The organism is Actinomadura oligospora ATCC 43269 (genome assembly GCF_000518265.1).
Taxonomy (GTDB): Bacteria; Actinomycetota; Actinomycetes; order Streptosporangiales; family Streptosporangiaceae; genus Spirillospora; species Spirillospora oligospora.
In genome coordinates, this window is sequence record NZ_JADG01000032.1 from 1 (window position 1) to 24,985 (window position 24,985).

Genomic DNA, 24,985 nt, shown 5'->3' on the forward strand with positions numbered 1-24,985 from the left:
ATCGACCACCGTGGACATATCACCGTCGATCAGCTCCCAGGCCATCGCCCAGAGGTCGATGCGGATCTGCTGGCCGGAGGTCACGTTGGTGATGCGCATGTTGGATGAGCCGTAGGGCATCGAAACCCTGATGGTCGGCCAGGCCGAACCGCCGAGCAGCTCGGGCACGGTCACAGTAGGTTTGGACGACGAGACCGTGAAGGTCTCGGCGGTCGGCTCGTGGAACCAGGGGTCAGGGGCCGCAAGAGTAATTCCGAGCTTCGCCCAAGTTCGGCCAGACGCGTCGTAGCTTTCATCCCCTTCCCAGCCCGAGGAGTAGTAGCACTCGGCGTACCGAGTGCGCAGGCGAGGGAACGTTCGGTCTTCCACGACCAGGCGGCGAGGCACGTCCGGGCGCATAGTTGCCGCCAAGGCGTTCATGAGCCGAAGGAACTCTTGCCTAGTGCGGCCCCACACGTACAGCGGAAGCATGATCTCTCGGGAGGCAAACCGGCCCCCTTGGAGGAACCCGCCATCGAGAGCGGGGTAGTCCGTCACAACCTGATCAGTTGGGGCAATGCCGAGGCCGGTAGCCCCGGCCAGCATGATGATGCCGGAACGCTGGTTGTCTGGAGAGCCGGTGAATATGAACTCGTCCTGGCCGGAAGCATCTTGCCAGCGAATAGTGACGGGAGCCTTCAGGGCGTCCAGTTCCCGCTGCCACTGCACGGGATAGGGCATGGCACTCCTTAGCGGCGCTTGTTCCAGCGGATAGTCAGTTCATTGCTCCAGGCCGTAGTCCGGCCGTTGCGGCTAGCGCGACACGAATAAGCAATCTTCTTATAGGAATGGCTGCCGACCTTTTCAGCGATAACCCACGTCGACCACTTACCGTCTTTTCCGACTGTGCAGGGAGCCGGAACGGGGCCAGCCTCACCCCATTTGGTGACCAGCCGTCGCCGGAATTCGAGGCGAGCGCCGGCCGGGCCGGTGCCGCGCAGAGTGACACGTTGTCCGCTCCTCGCGGTGTGATTGGTCGGCGCAGTAATCCGCGGAGCCGTAAACGGGCTCGTGGGGGGCGTCAGCGTGCCGCTGATCGCGAAGCTGTGAACGACCTGATCCGAAGCTCGGTAGTCCTGATAGCGGGTCGCACGGATGTCCCAGGAGCCTCCCGAGGCGAACGGTGCCTTGGAGGTGTCGAGCTGGTATGACCAAGTGCCGTCGTCGTCCGGCGCGACCAGGCCGTCAGTCTCGGCGTCGCCGAGCGGCACCCATGTGCTCGTCCCAGCCTTGGAGTACTCCAGGAGCATCCACTCGGACCCATCCGTGGCAAGAGGTGCCTCACCGACCGCCGAAGTGATGACGACGGTCTCACCCGCCTTGAACGTCGTGACCGGCGTCCACCCGGGCTTGTCGATGACCGGCGCTGTTTCAGCAGTGAGGGCGTGCCACATGGTTGGAGAGATGAGCTGCTTGCGGTTTCGGTAGCCCGTAGAGATGACGTGTAGCTTCGCGTCGGCCGGGACCACCACGTCTCGTGTCACGGCCTGGCCGGGCTTGAGAGTGATGGGCCCGCCGACCTGGCGGCCGTCGAGCCAGACATACGCGGAGAGGTTCACCGCGGGCGTGCCGGTGTGGGCGAGCTGCACTTGGTAGTGCCGCTCCATCGATGCAGGGTCAACGCTGTAGCTCTTGACGGTGCCCTTCACGCCTCCGATGCAGTCAGCGGAGTAGAGAGCGGTGTCGCCTGTGGTGGCCCCGTCTACGGCCTTTAGCCCAATCTGGTGAGGCAGCGCATCGGACGGCACATCGACATAAAGGGTGGAGTCGAGAGGTCGCTTCTTGACGATCTTGCCCGTCTTGGGGTCCAGCTCGACCGCTTGCAGAACCCCGAGGGTCCACATCTGGGAGCCGTACCGAACACCGTCGAGCATCACGTAGACGCGGTGCGTGCGGTCCACGCGCACGGTGATCGTAAGCCGGGTTTTGCCCGCAGGTGCTCCGCCGACCTGGACACACGAGCGTCCGGCAATCTTGAAGTTGGTGAGGGTCATGCCGCCGCCTCCTCGACTCGGGTGAAGCCGAAGCTCGGCACAGGAACGGGCTCGTCCAGGGGGACCAGGTCCTCGCGCTCGGCAAGGTCGTTTACACGCGTCCACAGGCCCTTGATCTGTCGGTACAACAGAGGAGACGCGGTCGCGTCCTCGGTACCGAGCGTGGGTCGGGCCAGGTGTCCGTCCTGGACACTGGCAATCAACTCGACCTCGCGCACGACCTCGTCACGGACATCTCCGTCCAGGTGCACCCGAACGATGTCGCCCAGGTCGTAGTCATCGGCCCACGCAGGAGTCGACGGAGTCTCTACCGGGGTGACCGTGATCGTGGCCGAAGGGCCAGCCTCGACCAGGACCTTGTCAGCCTGCTCATGGAGTTGACGGTACTGACGAGACCAGACGGGCGGGTCGAGCGGCCACCCGGCGGCGCGCTTGGGGTCCTGCATCCACTGCCAGTCAACGCTGGACGCGTCCACGAACTTCTCAGCGCTGACCCCCCACTCAACCTCGGCCGCGGTGAGTCCGCGGTTGGCCCAGGCGAGTGTGTTGGCTCGGTCGTCAGGGGTGAGTTGCGGATCGCCCCACCAATCGGGATCAAGGTCTCGGAGCTTGTAGTACGCGTAGTAGCGCTCGGGTCCCTCGCGCTCGACCTCGGTCTCCGTGTAGCCGGTGACCTTGCCTGTGCTGTCCTTGGTCGGTTGAACCTTGAGCACCTTGTACTGGCGGCGCTGTGCGCCGACTACGACTCGCGTTGCCTCGGGAGCAGTGACGCTGTACGAGTACGCCTGCAAGTTGCCTAGGTGCGCGCCGAACTGAACGTCTCCGGTGAGGTCGTCTACCGCCTGGATCCGCACGAGGACGCCAGGGCCGTCGTCGGCGTCTGCTCCGTCGCCGAGTGAGTAGGGCGAGGGGTGCCAGACACAGGAAATGCGGAAGCCGTAAACCGCTGCCATCTTGCGGATCTCATTGCTGACGTCGTTGAACCGAAGCAACGTCGAGTTGGCCGTCTCGTCGTCCAGGAGCGCAGGATCCTGCCGAGCCACGTACAGCTTGGAAACCCACCGATCAGGTTGGCCAGCCACGTTGGCGAGGAGCAGCTCCCGGAGCAGCTCTCCCACGTTGGTCCACGACGGAGAGGTCTGCCAGTGCACGTGCTTGGCAGCCCAGTGAATGTCTTCGGCCGGGTTGGTCCAGGCCAAGCGCTCGGCGAGCAGAGCCATGTCGTCTACGCCCGTGACGCGTACGACTCCGGCGCCAGGGTTTTCAGCAGCGTCCCAGGCTCGCTCGATAGAGCGGATCGGGCCCGAGAAGACGGGCTCCGCTCGGCCGTCCCGGAAAACCACAATGCCTCGACCTGGGAGCAGCCAACGAGACTGCTCTGAACCAGACGGGACTTCTATCGACCAGCTACCGACGTCGTTGAGTCGACTGATCGCCTGGAAGCTTGTGAGGGTGTCCAGCTCCCCGATCAACCCCAGGGGAGGGACAGGCCGGGAGGACTGCTGCTCGGGGACGTCGCCACGTGGGTAGAGCGCTTCCCGTACGTAGACGTGATACCGCATGAGGCTCGCTCCTGATGGAAGAAAGAAGCCCCCGGCGGTCGAGCCGGGGGCCTGCTTAGCCGTACAAGGCGTCTGCAAATCGAAGATGCTTGAGAAGCGTCGTCTCAGTCGGCACGTTCGGTGCCGCATTGACGGTGATGTTGTAGATCTTCTGCGCGGTGGACTTCACCGCAGACTCTCCGGAGTGAGCAGGGAACGCACGCGCGTATTTAGCACGGAGCTTGGTGTCCACTCGGGATAGCTGGTCCACTGAGTCATAAATGGATGCAGCTCCGAAGGTGCTTACATCAGGTGCATCAGCTCGCGCGGCAAAGGGTGTCGGCCCCGGATCGCCGTTCTCGGACGAAGGGCTTGCAGCGAACAGATGCAGGCCGCCTAGAACGTTGCCAAGAGAGCCGACCTTGCTCGTCACGCTGCTTATCAGGCTGGTGATTCGACCGGCAATGCTGGCAATCTGCGCCCAAGCCGAGGAGACAGTGGACACGATCGAGGCCATGATTCCAGAAATGGATGAGGCCATGCCGCCAAATGGTCCGACTGCTGCTGTCTGGGTGCTCTTCGCCCCTGAACTCGTATCACCTGTGATCTTGGACCAGGCGCGGGACACTGCATCGGACAGAGAGTTCATGGCAGACGCTACTCGATTAACCATATCGAGAAAAGAGCCGACGACACTGCCCTTGATGGTGTCTGAAGTGCCCGTCATGAATGAGCCCAGGCCATTGAACAGACCTTCGAGGAAACTCACACACGCGTTCCAGGCGGCAACGATCCCATTGATAACCCAAACCGCGCCGTCGTAGAGCGAGTGCCACAAGTCGACGGTAAACTTGATGTTAGCCATCACTGTCGACAGAGTTGCCAGGATGAGAATAAAGGAGAACTGGGCGAAGTCGGCAAGGGCCTTGAGGTTCTCACCGTTGCCTAGCGTGTCAAAGATGGCCTTGAGTGCAGTAGCAATTTCGTTGATCAATTGGGGCGAGACCTTGGCGAAGCTGTTCAACATCTGCGCCAGGGAGGGCGCCAAGGTCCGAAGGGCCGAACCCAGGGCTGTCAGCGTCTTGCCGTAGTCCGTACCCCCTTGCGCTAGGGTCGTGAAAAAGCTGCCAATCGCTGTTCCGAGATCAGTAATCAACGTGCGGAACCCGTTGACTGCGGGAACCATTTGCGGATTCGTAAGAGCCCGGACGATTCCCTGAAGGACGCTGGTTCCAAACTGCGTTACCGTCTTGGCTAGAGGCGCAACGTACTTCGAGACGCTGTTGAAGGCCAGGCGTAGAGGGCCGCCCATGAGCCGGATCCACTTCTGGACGGCCGGGAGTTGCTTTGAGATCTCCTTGGCAAGCGGTCGAACCGCAACCCCTAGGACCTGGCGGGCCGTGCCGAGCACGCCCTGCAAGTTCTTTCGGAACCCCTTTGCGATCTTGTCGTTGCTCTTGAAGAGATAGGCAAGCGCAAGACCCAGTGCGCCCGCTACCGGAACGAGCGTGAGAAGGGCTCCGAGGACTGCACCGGCAGCAATTACAAGGCCAATCAGTGCGCCAACAAGGACAACGATCCCCGCGATCACAATGCCCCGGATGACTGGCCCCAGCGAGCCGAGGGCTTCGCTGAAGCCCATTGCGCTCTCAGTGCCCGACTGAAAGGCGCTCCCGGCGACCTGGCCCATTTGGCGCATCTGCGCCGATGAATTGCGAATCATGGAGCTGAGTTGGGAGACCCCTGCCATGAGCTGTCCGAAAGAGTTCCGGTCCATGTCCACATGGACCTTGAGTCTCCGAGGACGAAGAAAGAGGTCAAGCTCCGCACGGGCCTTTCCAAGGTCGAGCTTCACATTGACCGTAAGGTCGCGATTATGAGTTACCCGTTGGAGTTGGGTCCGCATTTGGCCTGTGTTCAACTTGAGCTGAAGCGCAATAGTTCTATTGCGTGCGATGTCGCGCAATTCCGCTTTCACGTCGGCCGCGCCCTTGAGGGCGACCTCGATGTGAACCTTCAAATCTCGCGCAAGCTCATCAAGCTCGGCCTTCGCGCCGGCCTCACCTTTAAGTTCAAGGTCAACCTCGACCTTCGAACCGGCCTCGGCCTCGTCCAAAAACGCCTTCAGCCGCTCCTTGAAGCCACCTGTATCGGGAACGACTTTGACCGCGAGCCGCTCAACTTCGTGGCCACCAGCACCACCGGACATGTGTCACCTCCTCCCGCACTGCGGGGGTTCTAAGACGGCAGGGGAATCAACGCACCTGGACCGGCCTGGGGAAGGCCGGCGTCCTCGCCACGGAGTCGACGTAGCAAGATGTCAGGCTCTCCAGCGGGGCGGCCCTTGGGCCGCGGATAGGGCGCAGGACTTGCGATCTTCTTCCGCGAATTCGCTGCCACCGTGACGTGATGCAGATGCAGAACGGCGTCGATGAGATCGGCCGTCAGGTACGCCTGGCGGTCCCAACCGGAAAACTCCGGCCCGCCTCGGCGGGCGACTGCGGTAGCCGAATCGATGGGCAGGTACTCCACAAGCGCAAGCGCGTGACGAGGCGGGAGAGTGCCGTCAAGAATGCCGTGCACATCCACCCCGTAGTAGCGGAGCAGATCGGCATAGACCTCTCCGCCGTGCGCCTCAATCAGCTCGTGGAGTCGGATGCTTCCGGGCCCTGGGCCGCCTCCATCCACGTCCTGAAAATCTCCATCCCCATCTCCGGCGGGAGATCGTCAAGTGAGTCCTTCATCGCCCGCGTCCGGCTGGCCGCGATGGCAAGGATCTGGTCGGCCGCATTCAGGCGGGCCTCAAGGGAAGCCTTGTCGTCCTCGATCACGCTCACCAGGGCGAGAGCATTCTTCAGCTCCGTCTTCGATAGGTGGAGCAGTGGACGGAGGAGCAGTTCCTTGCCGTCCTTGGCAAGGAACGGAAGTCCCTTCTCCTTCTCCAGTGCTTCGGCCTTCGCCTTCAGGTCAGCAAAATTAAGCATGACGTCTCCTCGCAGATGTGCAGATGATTCAGCCCCGACCCCCGTCATCTGCAAACAGGGGCCGGGGCCGTAGAGGATTAAGCCGTGTACTTCAGGCGCTCAGAAATAGTGCCGGTGTAGTCAGTGCCCGGCGCGCTCAGAGTGGTCGCCGTCACCGGAATCTCGGCCAGCGCAGCCGGATCGGTCTCAATGGCGTCCGAGCCGGTGATCGAGGTCTTGCCGTAGTGCTCGACCACCTGGTACTCGCCATCTACCGCAACGATGAGCAGCGCCTTCTCTTGCGGCACAGAATTCGCAGGAATGCGGAACGCCTTAACCGTGTCGGTGTCCTTGGCCGGAGTGATTCCATCTGGACCCACGACAACGCCACCGCCGTAATACAGCGCGTATGCTTCGACGGTCCAGTCCAACAGGTTGAGAGTGACGGACCTGGTCTTCACCGGCTGAGTCGTCCGCAGCGCGGGGTTCTGCCAGCTACCCAGAACCTCCGGATCGTCACCATCAACCTCTCGGCTGATGCCATTTTCCAGACTGGTGTTTCCGATGGTCTTCCAAACAGCGCCAGGCGCCTTCGGATCAGCGATAGGAAGCGCCGGCATCGGAGTACCGACCGGTGCGACGTACACGTAGCCAGTGCTGGGCAGCACTTGACTGTCTGCCATAGGGGCCTCCATGAAAAAAGCCCCGCCGATGGCAGGGCTCAGAAGAAAGAAGAAAGTGCGTGGGTTAGTAGGGGGCGCGGGCCCAGACGTCGTACGTAGCGTCGAAATTGTACGAATCTGAATGCTTGCCGCTCAATCCGTCGCGGTCGAGCTGGGGGCCCTTCACAACCTGGAAATCGGCGATCTTTCCCTCAGGTGAGTGAAAGCCGTCGAGACGGGCCTGCCAGAAAGCCGTCTGGACTTTGCGAGCCAGATCAGACGCATCCTTGCGAGTGGCCGCGATAGTCGATACCGATAGAACCGCGTGATCCACGATCGGATTCTTGGTTGAGCCCCCAACACGAACAATCCAAACGAAAGGCATCGACTGAACCCAGTCGTGGGGAGGAGTGACAACATAGTTCGCTGCGTCTGGGAGATAGTGACGAAGCACGTCCAAGGCCAGGGCTTCGATGTCGGCGACCCTTGGTGCGATCATCCGTAGATCACGCCCTTGATGAAGTGCAGCCCTTCGACGCGTTCCTTGGTCCAGTTGTGCACGAATCCGTAGTTCAGGGGCACGGCATAGCGAGCACCGACGTAGACCCAATAGTCCTTGCTGCTCGCACGCTCGACCCCAACCGAGCTAAGGAGATAGCCGGTCTTGCTGTGCGGCGCGATGGCCGTCTTGATCCGGGCCTCGGTCTTGTCCGCCACGGCGCGAACGCGGGCCTGGACGCCAGGCAGCTCGGCAATTACCTCGTTGAGGTTGTTTCTTACGTAGGCCATCAAGCGTCCCCCAACAGCTCGACCAGCAGGGAGACGTAGGACTGCGAGGTGCGGGAACCGCGGAAGAGCTTGGGCTCCTCCTGGACCGTCCAGGCTTGATTGCGGAACTCGATGCGACCCCACTTGCCAGTCGGCGGTGCTCCGTCGACGGGCTTGCAGATCACGCGAACTCGCTGAACGTCGGCCCAACCCTGGGCCTCGGTCCTGATGTCGACTGCCCAGCCAGCGCCCGAGTAGCCCACGGGCAGGACGTAGGCCCGAAAGCGCACGGGGGTTAGAGGCTTGCCGTCTTCACCCAGGTGCGTGGGCGTCTTGCCGCCGTACCCGTCGCCTTCGTACCTGATTGGGTAGGCCAGAACCTCTTCATTCGCGCGGTCGAGGATCGCCATCAGGTCACCTCGGTCTGGACAGCGCGCGACCACCGAGAGGTGTCGTTGTCGAACCGCAGGCGAGCACGCCACCCGTAGACCGCCATGCCTGCCGGGATAGGGAAGGACGTGTGCCAGTAGGGGAGCCCACCGTCACTGATGTCCTGGGACTCGGCGACGGCCGAGTCCACCCAGGTCACTCCGTCCAGGCTGTGCTGCACCTGGACCAGGCCCTCACGCCACGTCCGGCCGGTAATCGTGAGATCGGTCGGCCCCTGGACGACCGATGGGACAGTGACGATCGGGACCGGCAGGGCCGAGACGTAGGTAGGGGTTACGAGTCGGATCGACCCGTACCGCGGAGATACCCACCGCAGGTAGGCCCGCAACGAATCCTCCGAAGCAGAGGACAGGACCACGGCGGCACCACCGTAGGCGTATCCGCTCGCCAGGTCGGCAACGCGCTCGGTCGCAACGCCGGGCTCTGAGTTGAGCAGTCGGCGAACCTCAATCAGGGCAACGGCCTTGATGGCACCTGGAGCGGGGGAAGGGAACGTCCTCCGACAGAACGCCTCGATACTGTCGGACACGTTGCTGATGAACGAGTTGACCTTGTCCAGCTCGCTCCCCGTGTAAACGGTGCCGGTCTGGACGGAGACCTCGTCAGCAGTGATGAGCATGTGGCCTCCAAGAGGGCGGGCCCCGGAGGGCCCGCCATCACGACTCAGGTAGTCGGCGCGGCAAAGGTGCCGCAAACCACAACCTGCTCAGGGCGAATGATCTTCGCGTCGTAAATCAGACGACTCTTAACCGCAGAGGTAAACGTCTTCTCGGGCTGGTACGCCTGCATTTCGGCGTGGGGCATAACCAGGGAGATTGCGTTGGTCGCGGTCATGACCATCTGGAGCTTGGAAGCGCCGGTGTGGGTGCCCTTGGTGAGCTTCTTCGGGTTCGCCGTAGAAGTGTTGGCCAGGGTGTTGCTCACCATGACCGGAACGCCGAGAATGACGCCGATGGCGCCGGTCGGCATAACGGCCTGGCCGCCCCAGTGACTCGCGTCAATGAAGTTCGGGTCCTTAAGCAGACCAGCCCTCACCGAGGGCGCGATAACCAGTACACGATCCTGCGGAGCCGCAGCCGTGTCCAGGACCGTCAGCATGTCCACAATCGTGTTGTAAACACCGTTAGAACCGGACTGAAGGGCAAGCTGCTCGACGTCATCGTGCAGCGCGGGAAGGGCATCCCACGCCGCCTTAGTGGTCGGCACAAGCTTGCTCTTGACGCCGTTCAAGTCCTTGCCGCCAATCGCAGCGGTAAGGGTCTGGGCGACCAGAGCATCAATGGTCTGCGCGGTCGAACGAGCGCGCTGGGAAACCAGGTTGGACATCAGGTCGATACCAGCCTGAGTCTGGAGCTGGTGAAGCGAGTCCACTTCGAATCGGAAAGACGAACCCTTGGCGACGGTCATCTTGATGTACTCAAGCTCCGCGCGGTCCATCTCATTATCCGCAAATCCTTCGTACGCGGCCTTGCGGTCAAAATCGCGAACCGTGTCGAGGAAGTGCGGGATGTGCACGACATCCCCGCCGCGCCGGAACTCGCCCTCGAAGTTCCGATTGGTGAAGACGCCGGAACCGAGGATCAGATTGTGCTCAAGATCCTGAAGAAGCTGGGCAGTCCAGATTTCCGGAATGAAGAGGTTGCCGGTGGTCTGTAGGGCATGACCGGCCGCAGAGTCGGTGTAGGTGCCGTTGGCGAAAGTCTCAGCCATGTAGTACTACCTCATTTGGGCATAGAAAAAGGCCCCAGGGAATCCCAGGGGCCTTGCAAGTGGAGAGTGTGGGTTACGCCTTGCCGCGCATCACGTCGTCAAGTCGGCCCTCGTCGCGGGCCTTGTTGATCTGATCGCGGGTCATGCGGCGCAGGTCTGCGCGGGTGAGCTGGCCACCAGAGGTGGACTGGGCACCGATGCCGAGATCCGTCGACGTTGCCGCGAAGCGGGGGGCCGGACCAGGCGCCAGCCGCTTAAGCAGCTCGACGTCGACCTCTCCGTCCCGCATCACCTTGGTCGGGTCCAGGAGGCCAAGCACCTCCTCGTCAACCCCGGCCTCGGCTGCGGCCTTGGACAGCTTGAGAGCCTTGCGCTCCGCCTCGAACTCGGCGGCAGCCGCCTCGCGGCCTCGTGCCACCGCCTCGGCAATGGTCCGCTCGTCTTCGGACATGCTCGCCCGCTTGAGCTGGTCCAGCTCCTTCAGGGCGCTCTTGCGCTTGCCCTCCTCCTGGCGCATGAGGGTCTTGTACTTCTCGGCATCGGCCCGGAAGGCGTCGCGCTCGGCAAGTAGTTCCTCGATACTCGGAGTGGGGGCAGGGGTGGTCTCCTGCGTCGGCTCCGTCTCGGTGCCGGCGTCGGTCGCCTTCGTGGTCATAAGTATTTGCCTCTCACAAATAGAAAAGGCCCGGAAATCCCTCGCGGGACTCGGACCATCAACAGGTCAAACTACGCAGCCTTCTGCTGCTCCTTGGCCTTCTGCCGCTCGACAGACGCGACCCTAGCTGCGGAAGTGCCCTGTGCCTTCTGGCCCGCCGTCGCGGGCTGGCCGGGCGTCCCCGGCGCGGGTTCGGGCATATATTTCTGCTGCCACTCGTGCTGTTGCTTCAGCTCCGCTTCCTTCATCTCGATGAAGCGTGCAATTTGCTGCGGCGAGTAGCCGTAGTCCTCCTGGAGCTGCTTGACAGGGATGTCCAGCTCCTTGAGCTTGATGAGGCTGTCCACGAGCGTGGCCTTTGCACGGTGCTCGGGGTCGCCCCAGATGACCTCTGCTCCCCACGCTTCCGCGCGGGGGTCGTCCATGGCCTCGAATGCGAGGCGCATGGCCATTTCCCAGGACTCGCCGAAGTGGAGCATTCGTTCCCTAGCCTTGGCAACTAGACCGGCTTCTGCGGAAGTGATGCTCTCCCCGCTGGGCGCCTGTCCGCCATTGAGCAAGAAATAGTGGAAGGGCACACGGCTCTGTGAAGCCATGTGCTGCACCAGCATGTCAATCAGCTTGACGTAGTTCCCGAGGTCGGCAGGTTCGAACTGGCCGAACTTCACATCCTCGCCATCAAAAGTGAGGATGCGATCGACGTACGCCTTGAGCATCGCCTGCCTCTCTTCGTCCGAATCATCGAACGGCTCGAGGCCCGTAATCACTCTCTGCGGAAAAGCGCCGAACTCTGACGCCACGATGGCGTCCGCAGAAACCTTGTTGATTGCGTTCTGAATCGGCAGTACCGCCGCAAGTTCGCTGTACGGCTCACTCTTGAGCCGCTTGCGGTTCAGAAGTGGAACCACGGGGATCGACTTGAAGGGATTGTCCTGAACCTTCTTGGGGTCGGACCACCCTGAATCCTTCTCGTTCCGATCGACCTTGTAGACGCCGTTAATCCCCTTCTCGGCCGTATCCAGGTACAAGACAGAGTGGATGACACCCCAGTCGTCCTGGTACTCGCGGTACGCGGCCTCTAGCTGGCGTCGGCTTCCGGGGGCGTACTGAACCACCATCTCCGAAGCACTCTCGGGTGTGATGGTGGGCTGGCCCTCGTCGTCGATCCACACGCTGAGGAAGCTGACGCCCTGGACCAGGGCATCGATGTGAGCAGCATTGCTGTCGGCATCGAGGAAGGACCGCTGCCAGATGTCGAGGGCATCCTTGTCAGCGTCCTCGTCGGGCCCCATCCGAAAGCCCCTGATGCTCAAGCGCTCCGAGATCGAGTCCACAATCAACGAGGAGAAGTTATCCCGCCAGCCATGGAAGAGGTCGCCGAAGACTTCGGTGAATTTCTGCTGTGCAAACTTGAGATCCTGGTTCTCCGCGTCATACGCGTCGCGGAATATCTTGCTCTTAGCAGACTGTGTGTGAAGGCGGCCCGATAGGTACTCCACCCAATCAAGGGGAGTGGTGGGCCTGGTGCCAATGATGGGATGACCTCCTTCCGTGGCTAATAGGTGCGCATACGCGCCTTGCGTCGGGTCTTCATCCGACCGTCTTCAATAGCGAAGCCGCGGGCCTCGTAGGCGAGAACCGCGGCCATGGCAGCATCGATCTTCTTCTTGGAATTCTTGGATTCCTTGGTGATGAGGGTGCCCTGTGGAACCTCGTAGGTCACTGTGTTGGTGATGTGCCTCGCCAGGTCCTTGTTGCCGTCATGGCAGATGCCGTCATTGAGAAGGACGGCAGTGTGGAACCGTTCGATGGCTGCGGCCATTTTGGCGTGGCGTTGAGGAGGGAACTCATAGACGATGTCTCGTCCGTCCCGATCTCTCTCCTTGAAGTCGAGAGACCAGACTCCCACGAGGTTCTGCCAATACGACGGATCGCAGAAGACGGCCTCAACCCGGTACATCTCAACGGCCTGGCGCATCGCTCGGTCCACCAGGAACTGATTGACTTGCCAGTCGGGATCGGTCTCGTCTTGTTCCTGAAGGTGAACGAGGAACAATTTGCCGTCACGGAGGCGAACGCCACAGATCGCTGTGGCGTCTGATCTGAGGGAGCCGTCAAAACCGAGGGCGATTTGGTCGCCCGGCTGGATCGGGTCGTCCGTGCGGGACAATCCTTCCCACGTGTACTTGTCGATCCAGTTGTCTGCCGACTCCATGATCTGGTTGCAATAGAATCGGTAAAAGACGGCGGGCGGGGTGAGCGGGTCAGTGGCCTTGGCCACCAGACCTTGGACCGGTGCCCAGTAAGAATCGCCGTAGGCGTCCTTGAGGGCCGCCAGGACCGCTTCTACGTCCGTCAGATCCTCTACAGGAGCGCCTTCACGGCAGTCGTAGAGTAGACCAGGGGTGCCCGCTAGGAAGCTCTCGTAGGTCCTCTGAGCAACGCTTTCCTCGTTGGGGTTGAACGCGTTGGTCGTCTGCATGAGTCGGCTTCCCGACTCCATAGTCTTGTCGGCGTTACGTTGCAAGACTTCGGCGACGTGATGACCGCCGTTCGACTGAACCCAGTGGTGTGTTTCGTCGCAAATGACGAACGTCGGGCGTGCGCCTTCCAGGCCCCGCGAAGAAGAAGCGACCGGTTCGATCCGTCCAGGCCGGCCGTCTTTGAACTGGATGCGTTCCTTGCCGATTTCCAGGCCGTAGCGGTCCTCGGCGGGACTCTCGGCCAGGGCACCGCGGATCATGTCCCGCGTGTTGCTCGTCTGTTCCAGGCTGACGGCAGCGATCTGAACAAGGGGGAGTGCAACGGGCACTCCAACGGGCATCCCGTCTGCGTCTCTACCCCCGAGACGGCACGGGCCGAGGAACTCGATGATCGCCAGTGCCGCCAAAAGCGGAGTCTTCCCCCAGCCCTTCGAGCGACGGAGGGACACCATCGGGTAGAGCCAGGGACTCTCGCCCTCTAGGACCTGGTCCTCCGGCTTGAGGGCGTAGGCCCAGAGGATGAAGCGCGTCTGCTCCCGAGTCGGCTGCCATGGCTTGCCTGCGTTCTTGCCGTCCGGCTGGAGAATGTAGGTCCGACACCACCGGAGGATCTGGTAGCCCAGGGAATCGCGGGGGTGAGGAACGCCCTTCGGCAGGTTGCCGGTCTGGGGGTTCCAGTTCTCGGGGTACGCCAAGAGGAACCTCCTTCCACGGCCAGGGGCCGCGGCAGGCGGCTACTCCTCTGAGAGTTCGGCGAACAGGGCAAGGTCCGCCTCGATGGTCGGCGGAGCCTCGACTTGCTTGGTCTGCTTGTCCTTGAGCGCTGCGACCTTCAAACGCATCCGGTCGGCGATCGTTGCGCCGAGAAGCGATTCGCTCTGGCGAATCTCCGACATGACGAAGTGGCCGGGCTTGCGGTAGTAGCTCTCGACCAGGGGAGCGAGCATCTGAAGACGGAGCCAGTCCGTCTCAGCGAAGTACTCGGACTGCTCGCTGTTCGCCCAGGTGTCCCACCACATCTGAGTAGCAGCCGAGTAGCTCGCGCGCTTCGCGAGCTTCTTCAGTCGGCCAGGAACTTCGTAGTCCTGCTCCAGGTGGGCGGTGTCCACAACGTTGCGCCGGACGGCATTGCTCTTGGGCGCCGGCCCTCGGCCAGCCATGTGATCACCTCCTCTGGAGGGACGGAAGAAAGAAGTCAACGGTGGCGTGCTGCCGCTGCACCATCCAGGAATGTCCCGGAGTCGGATTCGAACCGACGTCTCCACCTACGTTGGCCTGGCAGGGTTCGAACCTGCGCCTCGCGGATTAAAAGTCCGCTGCTCTGCCACTGAGCTACAAGCCATGGCGCCGCACTCTGCATCATTGACCTCATGCTGCCTGGCGTAGCCAGGTTGCGACGTTGGTATCAACCCCATGCCGTTCGGACTGAGTAGCTCTCAAGTTATTGATTCCCCGGAGAGCAGGTAGGGGTGTCAGGGTGACGCTCGGGACTTGAACCCGAACAACCGACTTCACAGGCCGGTGCTCTAACCGCTTGAGCTAGCGCCACAGTCGCCGTGCCTGGATTTGAACCAGGGACCTCCGGATCATGAGTCCGGTGCTCTACCACTGAGCTAGACGGCGTCAATCGGGGTTTTACGAGCTTGTAGCCGAACAGCTCGGGAAGTAGGCGGGGCTGGCCGCGGGGAGAGGGCACGGCCAGCCCCGGTGACCACGGGAGCGGCATCGAGGCGCTCGACCATGACCAGGTCTGATGGAAGAAAGAAGGAGGGCCGAGTCAGGCAGCTCGCCGTTGTCGGCCCCGGAGGGCCTCCTCCTGGACCTTGCTCTTGTGGTGCGGCTTGCAGAGGAGCTGGAAGTTGTCCAGCTCCCACCGGCCGCCCTCGGCGACGGGGTTGATGTGGTCGACGTCAGTGCCAACCGACTCACAACCTTCGGCCTCGCATCGGCCGCCAGCTCGACGGATGGCTTGCCTACGGAGGGACTCATAGTTCCCTGGGCGGCGGGCAGCCCATCGCTGCTTGGCCCCGTCAAAGGGGACGGGGCGATGTTCCTGGCAGTAAGCTCCGCGCACAGCAGTGCGGTTGCAGCGGACGCAGAGCGTCGGTGCCCTGACCATGACGTTTACTCCCCTCTCCCGGTTGACGTAGGTTCCTCGACAAGCTAAGGGCCGCCTGTTGGCGGCCCAGACTGTCTCTATGGGACGGCCTTGGGGCCGTCTCTACAGGTACGTACTAGGGGATGCCCTCCGGGCATCCCGCCCTGGGGGTCGTCGTCGGTCGGGGGCTCCGCCCCCTCTCTCCTCCTCCCCTCACTGTTACTGATGTGCCCCAACGTCAAATCCGGGGCAGATAGAAAGTGTGATGTACGTCACTTGATAGGTGAGGAGTGTCTTGAACCGATACGTAGGTTCACTGTCCGTGGTCGCAGAGACGATCAAGCGGTGTACCCGCAGCATCTTCAGTTAACCTCCAGCTAACCTTGTCGCCTCTGACCTGCCCGAAGGTGCCGGACGCGCACAGGCGTTCGAAGGTTTACGGATGTGCCGAAACCTGCGCTGCGGACGCACGTTTGGGAACTTGGTTACCGCTTGTAACGGTCGTGCCCTCCCCGGCATACTCCATGCCCGTAAGGGGTGATTCGGCCAGAAGCGGGCTGACGGCGACGGGGCTACCAGGGAAAAGGGCCTCTGACCTTGGGAGATGACATTAACTCCTATAGGGTGGAGGCCCGATACAGCAGGTGGACAGTGGGTAGACAGTCCACACGCACTCGTTGCTTGAACGCCCAGCCAAGACGGGGCTGGCTCTTCAGGAAGGATCTCCCAGAATGAAACCTCGGAGGATAGAACCCGATGAGCTAAGAGACATGTTGCGCGGGAACAAGGTTAAAGGCATTAAGCCGATGACCTACGCCGAGATTGCCGCCAAGACGGGGCTGTCTGCTTCTGGCGTGAGTCAAGCTGCGCGTAGGTACGGACTCACCCGTAAGCAGATGAGCCACAAGGCTGCTATTCCATGGCAGGTGGAACGGGAGCACAGGTCCAAGAAGGTTCATAAGTATCTACGGGATCTATCAACCATGGCCCAGGGGGGAAAGGTAGACCCGGACTCGGCGGCCACGGCATTTCGATGGGCGGAACGTCTTATCGAGCGCGAACTCGATATTGACTACGACAAGGATGAGCCGCCGAATGACGAGAGTGTAGTTGGTGGTTTCTTTGTCAAGCCTGCTGATGCAGCGGATTGGCGTCTGAGGAAGGTGCTGGATCGGGCCAAGAGAGGCCGAACTAGAAAGCTTTGATGCCCAGTGGAGGGGCTCTGAGCCCCTCCGTTGGGTGCATATCAGCGGGATGGAGCGTGTTCGTTGTCTGTTGACTGTGTCGCCGCCTATGTTGGCCCCAGCAACCCGCTGGCCCCGTTGGGGGAAATCACGCCCGTACACCAAAGCGGTGGCACGGAAGTCCATCGACGTGAATACGCCGATGGATGGCTATACGAGGTTTCTATGCGGAGAGGCGTCGGCGTCCATGCACTACTCACCGCGTGCGGGTCGATCGTGCCTGACGGTGCCGTAGCAAACGTCTACAACCCCGAGGACGTTGGGGACACCGAAGACGAGAAGATCTACGTGACAATTTGGGTGATTAAGGAGTGATGATCACATGATTCCGCGGTACTCACCTTCCCGTCTTCAAACCTACTCCAGTTGTGGCATGGCGCTATATCTGGAGAAAGTGAAGAAAGTGCCGCTACGCGAGGCAGTCTGGTTTGTTCAGGGAACAGCCGTGCACGAAGCCCTTGAGGGCTACGAGCGTAGCTTTCGAACCCTGGACCCGGCTGCGGCCGAAGCTCTCTACGTCGCCGCCTGGGACCGCGAGCTGGCGGCGGCGCGAGAGAAGCAACCTGACGAGTCCATGTGGATGGTTGGTGGTCGCAAGACACTCGCCACAGACACGGAGACGCGCTTTCAGGCGGGCATACAGCAGGTCCACGGCTATATCGACAGGAACTTGCCAGGAGACGATCTAGCGGCGGCAGAGCTGATTCCCGGCGAAGCCGCGGTCGAGACAGGGTTCGAACTCGACTGTGGCGAGTTCAGCGTGCTCGGCTACATCGATTTCGTGCGTGAAGAGAAGTCGACAGGCAGGCTGATTCCGGAAGATTGGAAAACGGGCCGAGATGTGCCGGCCGATCCATACCAGCTCGCGACCTACAAGATCGCGGTTGAGGAGCTGACCGGCGAAGTTGTGGAGTGGGGTCGGTTCTGGATGTGCCGGAACAACGCGCCTGTGCAGGTCGACCTACGTAAGTACACCAAGGACATGGTGCGAGACTGGTACCAGCAGCTCCACAACGGTGTTCAGAACGGCGTTTACCTCGCAAACCCGAAGAGCTGTTTCACGTGCACAGTGAGACCGTCGTGTTTTTTTGCGGCGTAACAGTGAGTTGATAGTGAGTAGATAGCTGGAGGTTCTTTCTTCTATGACCCCTAGTGAGCGCATCCTTGAGCGCTGGCGAGATACCGCTGTGCTGGAGTTTCTGTACGAGGCGAGATTGCTGAGTATGTGGGACTACAACACCGGCATGATTCGGCGGCGAGAGTTCTTCCGGGCGCTTCGAGAAGCTCAGGAGAGCTGAGTGGGGCTGTACCACCTCGGCTCCGCTATGCGGAGCAACCGATCGTCTGGCCAACCGCTACCTACCGTCTGGCGAACCCTGACAGACGCCACGGCCGTGTTCCGTCGCCCTCAGCTCGTACTGATCGCCTCGGCACCCGGAGTCGGCAAGTCGGCTCTGGCGCTCAACCTGGCCATCAAGAGCGGAGCGAGCTGCATCTACTTCAGTGCGGACTCGGGGCCCGGTACACAGCTCGTACGGTCGGTGTCGATCCTCACGGGCCGGGCAACTGGAGAGGTCCAGAGGGCCATGGAGAGGGGTTATGCCTTTGAGAAGGAACTTGAGCCCATCTCTCGAATCTGGTGGGAGTTCGATGCAGGCCCGTCACTAGATCTGATCGACAAGTGCGTGACGGCCCATGGCTACCTAGGCGCCTATCCCGACATTTGCGTGATCGACAATTTGATGAACGTCGACCCGGGCGAGGAGGGCTCCGAGGCGAAGGCTCACAAGGACATCCTTCTCTTCGGGCTCGAATTGGCTCGCAAGCGGAACATGTGCGTAATCGTCCTGGCGCATCTCGTCGGAGAGTACGAGGACGGAGTTACCCCGCCGCCCCTATCAGCCCTCATGAACAAGATTGGCAAGATCCCAGAACTCATCCTCTGTCCGTACCGGGAGGAGACCCCCTACGGGGAGGCGATGGGGATTTCAATTCCGAAGAACCGCGATGGCATCGCGAATGCGGCTGGCACGTACACGGTCAGCCTCAAGATGGATCTCAATCGAATGGCCATTGAGGATCACCCCAGTGGCGTTCAGATGCAGGCGGTGTGATGGTCGAGTTCCACTACGCAGTTCAGAGCGAAGGTCGGCGCGAGCCAAGGTTCCTTGTCATGCGCCTCAATTCGAATGGGAGCGGTCGAGAGATCAATTCCTACAGGGACGAGGAGACGGCGGCGATTGTCGCTGACTTTCTCGCGATGATGCAGGATCAGGAGGTGCGATGAGTGGCACGTAGCGGCTACCGAACATGCGCGACGTGTGGGCGTAATAGAGCTGAGCGGTTCTACTCCTCGGCCCGCGGACGCATCTGTGCTTCCTGCCGGAAGACGTCCAGGTCCAAGGCCGCCCATGAGCAGAGGGTTGTGGCGACCTACGGCCTGGAGCGGGGCGAGTATGACCAGCTCCTCGCCGCTCAGGGCGGCGTCTGTGCCATCTGTGGCCAGCCGCGAGCACAGCGGCTCAGCGTCGACCACTGCCACAAGGCTGGCTACGTCAGGGGCCTGCTGTGCCGCATGTGCAACGGCAGGTTGCTGACAGCAGCTCGGGACCGACCCGAGGTGCTCCGGGCGGCGGCTGACTACCTGGAGAGCCCGCCAGCACTGCGGGTACTGGGGGAGCGTTACTACACCGGAGATCCAGTCCAAACCCGGCCTCGGAAGAGGCCGAGAAGGAGGACGGCGTGACTGCGCCGACAGTCGACCTCACGACCACTGTGACTCTCAACCTCGATGATCTTGCGGAGCTGATGGCAAATCACATCGGCCGGTACGGAATTTCGGACGCCGATCTGATCGAGTTCATCATGACTCTCGATGCATACGTGGCAGACCTGGGCTTCACCAAGGAACTACATCAGCGGCTTGGTTCGGCTATCGAGTCCGAGGAGGCGTGCGCCTGATGGATTGGCACGCGTTCTACCTATTTCTGATCGGATGGCTGGTGGGTCGAATCTCAGGGATTGTGTTCGACAGGAGGAAGTGAATGGACGTCGACATCGTCCCCATCCTCAAGCACTACGGTGCCGATCTTTCGGACCTCGAACCCGGCGAATTCTGGACGGCTGTCGTCTGCCCATTCCACGATGACAGTCGCCCATCGGCTAGCTACAACGGATACGCCTTCACTTGCCATTCATGCGGTGTCAGGGGTGACGCCATTGCCCTAATTGCCAGAAAGGAGGGCTTGGACTTTGCTGGTGCCGTCCGATTCGCAGAGAGAATTCTTGGAGAGGGCGTCAAGGAAGTACCACGACGAAATCACACCGGAAGGCGTCGAGTATCTGACGGGCCGCGGGATCACAGAGGAGGCGATCGGACAGTGGCGACTGGGGGTCGTTTCCGACCCTCTCCCAGGCCATGAGAGATATCGAGGCTGGCTGAGCATCCCCTATCTCACCAAGCACGGCATCGTCACTATCAGATACCGCAGGTTGAGCGGCACAGGCGACAAGTACCTGACTATGCCCGGTGACATCCCCCGCATCTTCAATCCCTCGGCCCTGGAAGCAGGGACCCGGGGGATTTGTGTTACCGAAGGTGAGCTGGATTGCATCGTTGCTCAGATGTGTGACCTGCCCTGCATCGGACTCCCTGGTGCAACCTCCTGGCAACCGGTGTGGGCGTATCTGCTTGAGCAGTATGACCAAGTGATGCTTCTCCAAGACGCAGACGATGCCGGGGAGAAGATGGCTGCTGCTCTTGCCAAGCCCCTCCGGACGAACCTCCGTCCAGTCGTTATGACCGGCGGCGATGTCAATTCTTACTTCCAGGCACATGGAAGAGAAGCGCTACGAACGAAGGTACTTGGATGAGGTTGGAACTGGATATGGACATGTCGCTCGAAGAGGTGGCTGAAATCTTCGAGGAGCAAGGTTGGCTGTATGGGGGGCCAAATGTGTTCGGAGTTCCTACCGGTAAGGATTTGGCTGCTCAGGTGTCACTTCTCGCCTCGGACGCCGAGAGCGGGGACCTGGACTATGTCCACAGTGGTCGGATCGCTCTTGTAAGGGACCCGGACGTCGCAGGGGTCTACCAGGCGCTTCTGACGATTGGCTACGTCTACGTGGACGGCCTTGAGCACGTAAGCGAGGAGTGCTGATGGAGCCTTATGTTGATGAGGGCTGGGAGTACTGGGACGAGGAGTACTCGTTCGAAGAATGCGCTGAAGGCATCCGTCATGCGAAGCCACTGGAGCGTCCGAAGGCTGATTGGGAAAAGAGGCTCCTCGCCGAGAAGAACGATTCTGTAGCCCATCCAAGCCACTACACATCTCACCCCAGTGGTGTCGAGTGCATCAACATCACCGAGCACATGGGTTTCCTAGAGGGCAACGCACTGAAGTACCTCTGGCGTGCGGGTTTGAAGACTGACGATCCAACTGAGGACTACCGGAAGGCGATTTGGTACCTGGAGAGGAAGGTGAAGCAGCTTGAAGCGGATCGTCGTAATTAGTGACCTTCAGATCCCCTACCACGATCGTAGAGCGCTGAAGAACGTTGTTCGGTTCATCGGCGATTTCCAGCCTGATCTACTCATTCAGATCGGCGACCTGAACGACTACGAGACGCCGAGCCGTTGGAACCTCGGGACGAAGCTGGAGTACGCCCAGCGGGTCAAGTCGGACTCCGAGGTCACCAAGAGGGAGTTCTTTGCCCCCGTCCGAGAGGTGTACGACGGGCTGTTCAAGGTTTTCGAGGGCAACCATGACCTTCGCCCCCGGACGTACCTCTCCGACAAGGCACCTGCCCTGGCGGAGTTCTCCGACGACGTCCACTTCTCCAAGCTGCTCGACTTCGACGGCTTCGGCGTCGAGCTGGCCGAACCCTTCATGAAGCTGGGGCCTGGCACGGTTGGCATCCACGGGCACGAGATCAAGGGCATGTCCCAGATTGCCGGGACGACGGCGTTCAACCATGCAACGAAGGCCAATGCGAACGTGATCATGGGGCACACCCACAGGCTGGGCATCCGTCGTGGCACGACCGGCAACGCGACGACTGGCTTCACCACCAGGTGGGGGTTCGAGGTCGGACACCTCATGGACCCGTCCAAGGCCCAGTACCTCGGAGCCGGAGCCGTCGCCAACTGGCAGAAGGGTTTCGGACTCCTGTACGTCGGCAACCAGGACGTGTCTCCGGTTGAGGTCGACGTGCACCGGGATGGTTCGTTCGTTGTGGAAGGCGAGCGCTATGGCGCGCTCCGTCGAGGTGCAAGCGGGCGCTTTTCTGCGGCTTGAAACAGTGAGTGGACAGTGAGTGGAGAGTGAGGATGGGTTGATCGCTACAGATGAGCTGGTGAAGATGGCCAGCCGTGTCGGGCGAGATGTCGCCCGGCAGTACCCCGGCATCGAGGCCGAGGACATTGCCAGTGAGGCGGTGACTCGGTTCCTTGAGAAGGCCAAGCGGATAGGCGATGCCGAGGCCGCCTACGTCTACAGGGTCCTGGAGCGAGACGCGGCAGCCTACGCAGCCAAGCTGCGGTACGACTACGTGATCTCGACCAGTCAGTACGTTTACACGCCGCGCGAGGTGCGGGCGCTCCTGGCCGAGGTCTACTTCGACGCCTCGGCCTGGGACGTCCCCACGGGCAAGGACGACTGGCTCTCTGCCGAGATCGAGGGACGTTCCATCGGCATCTCCCTGATGGATCTGCGTGTCGGGATGGACCGCATCAAGCCGGAGTACCGCTCGATCTTGGAGCGCCGGTTCTACCACGGTGACGACTCGATGCACCGCAAGGACGTCACGAGGGCTATCGATGCGCTGACCCGGGCCGTGAACCGGATTGCAGCGCGAATCGGCAGGTCCGATGAGGGGCCTGGCTCGCGAACCGTCATTTCGAATGCCAAGGCACAGCACATCACTGAGAACCAGCACGACGGCGAATGGTGTGAAGAGGACGCGCTCTCAAAGGTCCAGAAGCTTCGCAAACAGGACCGGTGGGACGTGCCTGGCAGGCATTTTAACTGGGACAAGTACAAGGAGACTATGTGACTACTGAGTTCGGGCCGTTGGCCAAGGCCGTCTACGAACAGAAGTACGCGATGCCCGGTGAAACGTGGCCCGACACCGCGAAGCGGGTTGTCGACGCAGTCATGCGTCCGTACCTTCCTGAGCTGGCTGACGACACTGAGCGCGCCATCCGAGAGCGGAAGTTTCTGCCGGGTGGTAGATACCTGTTCGCCTCTGGCAAGCCCCTGCACCAAACGCAGAACTGTCTCCTCCTGGACGTCGAGGACAGCCGGGAGGGCTGGGCCGACCTGATGCGCCGGGTAACCGCGGGCCTGATGAGCGGTGCCGGGATTGGCGTCGTTTACTCCAAGCTGCGCCCCAAGGGCGCGCACATCAACGGCACGGGTGGAGAGAGCACGGGCCCGCTCGCCTTGATGCAGATGGTCAACGAGGCCGGGCGGCACATCCGCCAGGGCGGCGCTAGGCGCTCCGCCATCTGGGCGGGCCTGCATTGGAATCACCCGGACGCCATGGAGTTCATTCGGCTCAAGGACTGGCCAGATGAAATGAGGGCTGCGAAGGAAGCTGACTTCGATAGCCCGGCCACGATGGATGGGACCAACATCTCTGTCATCCTCGATGACAAGTTCTTTGCTGCCTGTGAGAACACGGAGGACCCGGATCACTCCCGCGCCTGTGATGTCTATTGGAGTGCCGTCGAACGGATGCTGAGCACCGGTGAGCCCGGGTTCAGCGTGGACGTCGTCGAGAACGCCGGAGAGCACCTTCGGAACGCTTGTACCGAGGTCACCTCACGGGACGACAACGACATTTGCAACTTGGGCAGCTTGAACCTGGCCCGCATCGGAAGCAAGGAGGAGTTCGCCAATCTGGTTCGGCTCGCCACCGCGTTTTTGATCTGCGGAAGCCTCTACAGCCTCGTGCCATATCCCGAGGTCGCCGAGACTCGGGAGCATAACCGCCGCCTGGGCCTGGGCCTCATGGGGGTAGCGGAGTGGCTGGCTGTGAGGGGCAAGGCGTACGCCCCTGACTATGAGCTGGGCACGTGGCTGATGGAGTACGAGCGGTCGACAGAGCACGCAGCCGAGTTTGCTGCCCAGCTCGGGATCTCCTGCCCGGTCAAGACTAGGGCGATTGCCCCGGCCGGGACTATCAGCATCATCGCCGAGACCACCAGCGGCATGGAGCCCATGTTTGCTGCGGCCTACAAGAGGCGGTATGCCAAGGGTGACACCTGGGTCCACCAGTACGTCATTGACGGCACGGCACAGCGTCTCGCCGATGCGGGCATTGACCCTGACGAGGTCGACAGTGCCTACAGCCTGGCTCGGACCCCCTATCGCAGGCTGCGATTCCAGGCGTGGCTCCAGACGTTTGTCGACCACGGTATTTCAAGCACGATCAATCTGCCCTCTCGTGACGAGCAGGAGTTCTCCGTGCTTGATTTCGGCGAGATGCTTTACGAGTGTCTGCCGTACCTGCGTGGTATCACCGCCTATCCGGATGGTGCCCGCGGGGGCCAGCCGCTAACGGTGGTGCCCTACGCCGAGGCGAAGGTCTGGGAGGGCGTTGAAATCGAGGAAGTTGGCAACGAATCCGCCTGCGTCGGCGGAGTCTGCGGAGTCTGAGGATAGAGATGCCGAACTTCGATAAAAACCTCTACTACTGCCCTGAAGCTTCCGGACTGGAGGTTTTGGGGGAGCTGGAGTTCTCCCCTTCGTACGAGTTCGATTTGTTCGTAGTCTGGCGTGAGAAGGCAACCGGACGACTGGCTTATGGCCAAGACAGCGGTTGTTCCTGTCCCTGTCCATTCGAATGGTTCGAAGTCGAGGATCTTATCTTCGCAGAGCCGTGGGAGATCACGCAGAAGATCTCTACCGTTGCCAATGAGAAGAAGTCCGCAGGCTACTGGGGAGCCTCGGACAATGATGTGGTCAACCTTATTGAGAAAGTAGTGAATGCCCGATGAACGACCCGTTTGCTCCGAACACCAACGGCGTGCCGGCCGACCCGTGGTCGACGCCCGCCAGTTCCGAAACCCCCGCCCGCCAGGAGGCCCCTGTGTCTGTCGAGTCTGTGAACGAAGTCAGTGTCACCTTCAAGCAGCATTCGGGCTTTGATAGCCCGTGGATTGTTGTCCGGGGGGCCACGCCGACTCAGGTTAAGGATCAGCTCCGAGAGCTGTACGCCGAAGAGCTGATCGAAGCCGTTGCGCAGACTGCGCAGAAGTTCGCAGCTACCAAGCCCGGAACCTCTGCTGGTGTTGCCCCCCGCCAGGGGGCATCCAGCCCTCCGCGTCAGAACAACAGCACTGGTAACGGCGGTGGCGGGTCGCTGCCCCCGGG

At 61.4% G+C, this 24,985-nt stretch carries 30 protein-coding genes, 3 tRNA genes and 1 pseudogene; 15 read left to right on the plus strand and 19 right to left on the minus strand.

Annotated features, from left to right (window positions below; genetic code table 11):
- The 19 genes from P696_RS0131030 to P696_RS59420 all read right to left on the minus strand — a co-directional run.
- Window positions 1-720 (minus strand): phage tail family protein (locus P696_RS0131030; RefSeq protein ID WP_026415385.1); only part of this gene is annotated, 720 nt, incomplete at its 3' end.
- 8 nt (window positions 721-728) lie between these two features.
- Complete coding sequence (locus P696_RS0131035; protein ID WP_026415386.1) at window positions 729-2,033, minus strand: hypothetical protein; 1,305 nt, start codon at window positions 2,031-2,033, stop codon at window positions 729-731.
- Window positions 2,030-3,724, minus strand: coding sequence for a Gp37-like protein (locus tag P696_RS0131040; protein ID WP_084338482.1), 1,695 nt, complete (start codon window positions 3,722-3,724; stop codon window positions 2,030-2,032). Before P696_RS0131040 ends, P696_RS0131035 begins: the two co-directional genes overlap by 4 nt.
- Window positions 3,651-5,783, minus strand: coding sequence for a phage tail protein (locus tag P696_RS0131045; RefSeq protein ID WP_157430014.1), 2,133 nt, complete (start codon window positions 5,781-5,783; stop codon window positions 3,651-3,653). Before P696_RS0131045 ends, P696_RS0131040 begins: the two co-directional genes overlap by 74 nt.
- A gap of 430 nt (window positions 5,784-6,213) precedes the next feature.
- Window positions 6,214-6,558 carry a phage tail assembly protein gene (locus tag P696_RS0131060; RefSeq protein WP_026415390.1) on the minus strand — a complete coding sequence of 115 codons (345 nt, stop codon included), beginning with the start codon at window positions 6,556-6,558 and terminating at the stop codon, window positions 6,214-6,216.
- Between the two features lie 77 nt (window positions 6,559-6,635).
- Window positions 6,636-7,220: a phage tail tube protein gene (locus P696_RS56380; RefSeq protein WP_157430015.1), complete on the minus strand. Its 585-nt coding sequence runs from the start codon at window positions 7,218-7,220 to the stop codon at window positions 6,636-6,638.
- Between the two features lie 64 nt (window positions 7,221-7,284).
- Complete coding sequence (locus P696_RS56385; RefSeq protein ID WP_157430016.1) at window positions 7,285-7,698, minus strand: phage tail termination protein; 414 nt, start codon at window positions 7,696-7,698, stop codon at window positions 7,285-7,287.
- Window positions 7,695-7,988 carry a DUF5403 family protein gene (locus tag P696_RS0131075; protein ID WP_026415392.1) on the minus strand — a complete coding sequence of 98 codons (294 nt, stop codon included), beginning with the start codon at window positions 7,986-7,988 and terminating at the stop codon, window positions 7,695-7,697. Before P696_RS0131075 ends, P696_RS56385 begins: the two co-directional genes overlap by 4 nt.
- A complete protein-coding gene (locus P696_RS0131080) occupies window positions 7,988-8,377 on the minus strand; it encodes a hypothetical protein (RefSeq protein WP_026415393.1) in 390 nt (129 codons plus the stop codon). Before P696_RS0131080 ends, P696_RS0131075 begins: the two co-directional genes overlap by 1 nt.
- Window positions 8,377-9,036 carry a hypothetical protein gene (locus P696_RS0131085; RefSeq protein WP_026415394.1) on the minus strand — a complete coding sequence of 220 codons (660 nt, stop codon included), beginning with the start codon at window positions 9,034-9,036 and terminating at the stop codon, window positions 8,377-8,379. Before P696_RS0131085 ends, P696_RS0131080 begins: the two co-directional genes overlap by 1 nt.
- A gap of 44 nt (window positions 9,037-9,080) precedes the next feature.
- Entirely contained in the window at window positions 9,081-10,127 is a 1,047-nt protein-coding gene (locus P696_RS49270) for a major capsid protein (protein WP_051468405.1), read from the minus strand.
- 73 nt (window positions 10,128-10,200) lie between these two features.
- Window positions 10,201-10,782: a hypothetical protein gene (locus tag P696_RS0131095; protein WP_026415395.1), complete on the minus strand. Its 582-nt coding sequence runs from the start codon at window positions 10,780-10,782 to the stop codon at window positions 10,201-10,203.
- Between the two features lie 71 nt (window positions 10,783-10,853).
- Window positions 10,854-12,281, minus strand: a complete 1,428-nt coding sequence (locus tag P696_RS49275) for a phage portal protein (RefSeq protein WP_170026625.1) — start codon at window positions 12,279-12,281, stop codon at window positions 10,854-10,856.
- A 56-nt stretch (window positions 12,282-12,337) separates the two neighbouring features.
- Window positions 12,338-13,960, minus strand: a complete 1,623-nt coding sequence (locus P696_RS57600; protein WP_051468406.1) for a hypothetical protein — start codon at window positions 13,958-13,960, stop codon at window positions 12,338-12,340.
- Between the two features lie 39 nt (window positions 13,961-13,999).
- Entirely contained in the window at window positions 14,000-14,425 is a 426-nt protein-coding gene (locus P696_RS53135) for a phage terminase small subunit (protein WP_157430018.1), read from the minus strand.
- A 110-nt stretch (window positions 14,426-14,535) separates the two neighbouring features.
- Window positions 14,536-14,607, minus strand: a tRNA-Lys gene (locus P696_RS0131115).
- Window positions 14,608-14,741: 134 nt separating this feature from the next.
- Window positions 14,742-14,814, minus strand: a tRNA-His gene (locus P696_RS0131120).
- 2 nt (window positions 14,815-14,816) lie between these two features.
- Window positions 14,817-14,888: transfer RNA gene (locus P696_RS0131125), tRNA-Ile, on the minus strand.
- A gap of 154 nt (window positions 14,889-15,042) precedes the next feature.
- Window positions 15,043-15,384 (minus strand): HNH endonuclease signature motif containing protein, encoded by a 342-nt coding sequence (locus P696_RS59420; protein WP_084338484.1) that lies wholly within the window; start codon window positions 15,382-15,384, stop codon window positions 15,043-15,045.
- 785 nt (window positions 15,385-16,169) lie between these two features.
- On the opposite strand from P696_RS59420, the gene P696_RS56390 reads away from it, so the two are divergent.
- The 15 genes and pseudogenes from P696_RS56390 to P696_RS56405 all read left to right on the plus strand — a co-directional run.
- A complete protein-coding gene (locus P696_RS56390) occupies window positions 16,170-16,568 on the plus strand; it encodes a hypothetical protein (protein ID WP_157430019.1) in 399 nt (132 codons plus the stop codon).
- 63 nt (window positions 16,569-16,631) lie between these two features.
- A complete protein-coding gene (locus tag P696_RS57065; protein WP_170026627.1) occupies window positions 16,632-16,922 on the plus strand; it encodes a Hint domain-containing protein in 291 nt (96 codons plus the stop codon).
- Between the two features lie 7 nt (window positions 16,923-16,929).
- Window positions 16,930-17,706, plus strand: coding sequence for a PD-(D/E)XK nuclease family protein (locus tag P696_RS0131130; protein WP_084338486.1), 777 nt, complete (start codon window positions 16,930-16,932; stop codon window positions 17,704-17,706).
- Between the two features lie 226 nt (window positions 17,707-17,932).
- Entirely contained in the window at window positions 17,933-18,721 is a 789-nt protein-coding gene (locus P696_RS0131140; protein WP_245627892.1) for a DnaB-like helicase C-terminal domain-containing protein, read from the plus strand.
- A 311-nt stretch (window positions 18,722-19,032) separates the two neighbouring features.
- Window positions 19,033-19,353: an endonuclease VII domain-containing protein gene (locus P696_RS55065; protein WP_245627891.1), complete on the plus strand. Its 321-nt coding sequence runs from the start codon at window positions 19,033-19,035 to the stop codon at window positions 19,351-19,353.
- Window positions 19,350-19,568, plus strand: a complete 219-nt coding sequence (locus tag P696_RS0131155; RefSeq protein ID WP_026415399.1) for a hypothetical protein — start codon at window positions 19,350-19,352, stop codon at window positions 19,566-19,568. The genes P696_RS55065 and P696_RS0131155 overlap by 4 nt, the downstream gene beginning before the upstream one ends.
- An 83-nt stretch (window positions 19,569-19,651) precedes the next feature.
- Window positions 19,652-19,825 (plus strand): annotated as a pseudogene (locus P696_RS59425) (CHC2 zinc finger domain-containing protein); the annotation flags it as partial.
- A gap of 40 nt (window positions 19,826-19,865) precedes the next feature.
- Entirely contained in the window at window positions 19,866-20,480 is a 615-nt protein-coding gene (locus P696_RS58440) for a toprim domain-containing protein (RefSeq protein WP_245627893.1), read from the plus strand.
- Window positions 20,477-20,767 carry a hypothetical protein gene (locus P696_RS0131175; protein ID WP_026415402.1) on the plus strand — a complete coding sequence of 97 codons (291 nt, stop codon included), beginning with the start codon at window positions 20,477-20,479 and terminating at the stop codon, window positions 20,765-20,767. Before P696_RS58440 ends, P696_RS0131175 begins: the two co-directional genes overlap by 4 nt.
- Window positions 20,767-21,120: a DUF3310 domain-containing protein gene (locus P696_RS55075; RefSeq protein ID WP_084338488.1), complete on the plus strand. Its 354-nt coding sequence runs from the start codon at window positions 20,767-20,769 to the stop codon at window positions 21,118-21,120. Before P696_RS0131175 ends, P696_RS55075 begins: the two co-directional genes overlap by 1 nt.
- Window positions 21,098-21,904: a metallophosphoesterase gene (locus tag P696_RS0131185; RefSeq protein WP_026415403.1), complete on the plus strand. Its 807-nt coding sequence runs from the start codon at window positions 21,098-21,100 to the stop codon at window positions 21,902-21,904. Before P696_RS55075 ends, P696_RS0131185 begins: the two co-directional genes overlap by 23 nt.
- Before the next feature lie 58 nt (window positions 21,905-21,962).
- Entirely contained in the window at window positions 21,963-22,661 is a 699-nt protein-coding gene (locus tag P696_RS0131190) for a hypothetical protein (RefSeq protein WP_170026629.1), read from the plus strand.
- Complete coding sequence (locus P696_RS0131195) at window positions 22,658-24,268, plus strand: hypothetical protein (protein WP_026415405.1); 1,611 nt, start codon at window positions 22,658-22,660, stop codon at window positions 24,266-24,268. Before P696_RS0131190 ends, P696_RS0131195 begins: the two co-directional genes overlap by 4 nt.
- 8 nt (window positions 24,269-24,276) lie before the next feature.
- Window positions 24,277-24,609: a DUF7574 domain-containing protein gene (locus P696_RS56400; RefSeq protein WP_157430021.1), complete on the plus strand. Its 333-nt coding sequence runs from the start codon at window positions 24,277-24,279 to the stop codon at window positions 24,607-24,609.
- Window positions 24,606-24,985: hypothetical protein (locus tag P696_RS56405; protein WP_157430022.1), on the plus strand; the 380-nt coding region annotated here is incomplete at its 3' end. The genes P696_RS56400 and P696_RS56405, both read left to right, overlap by 4 nt.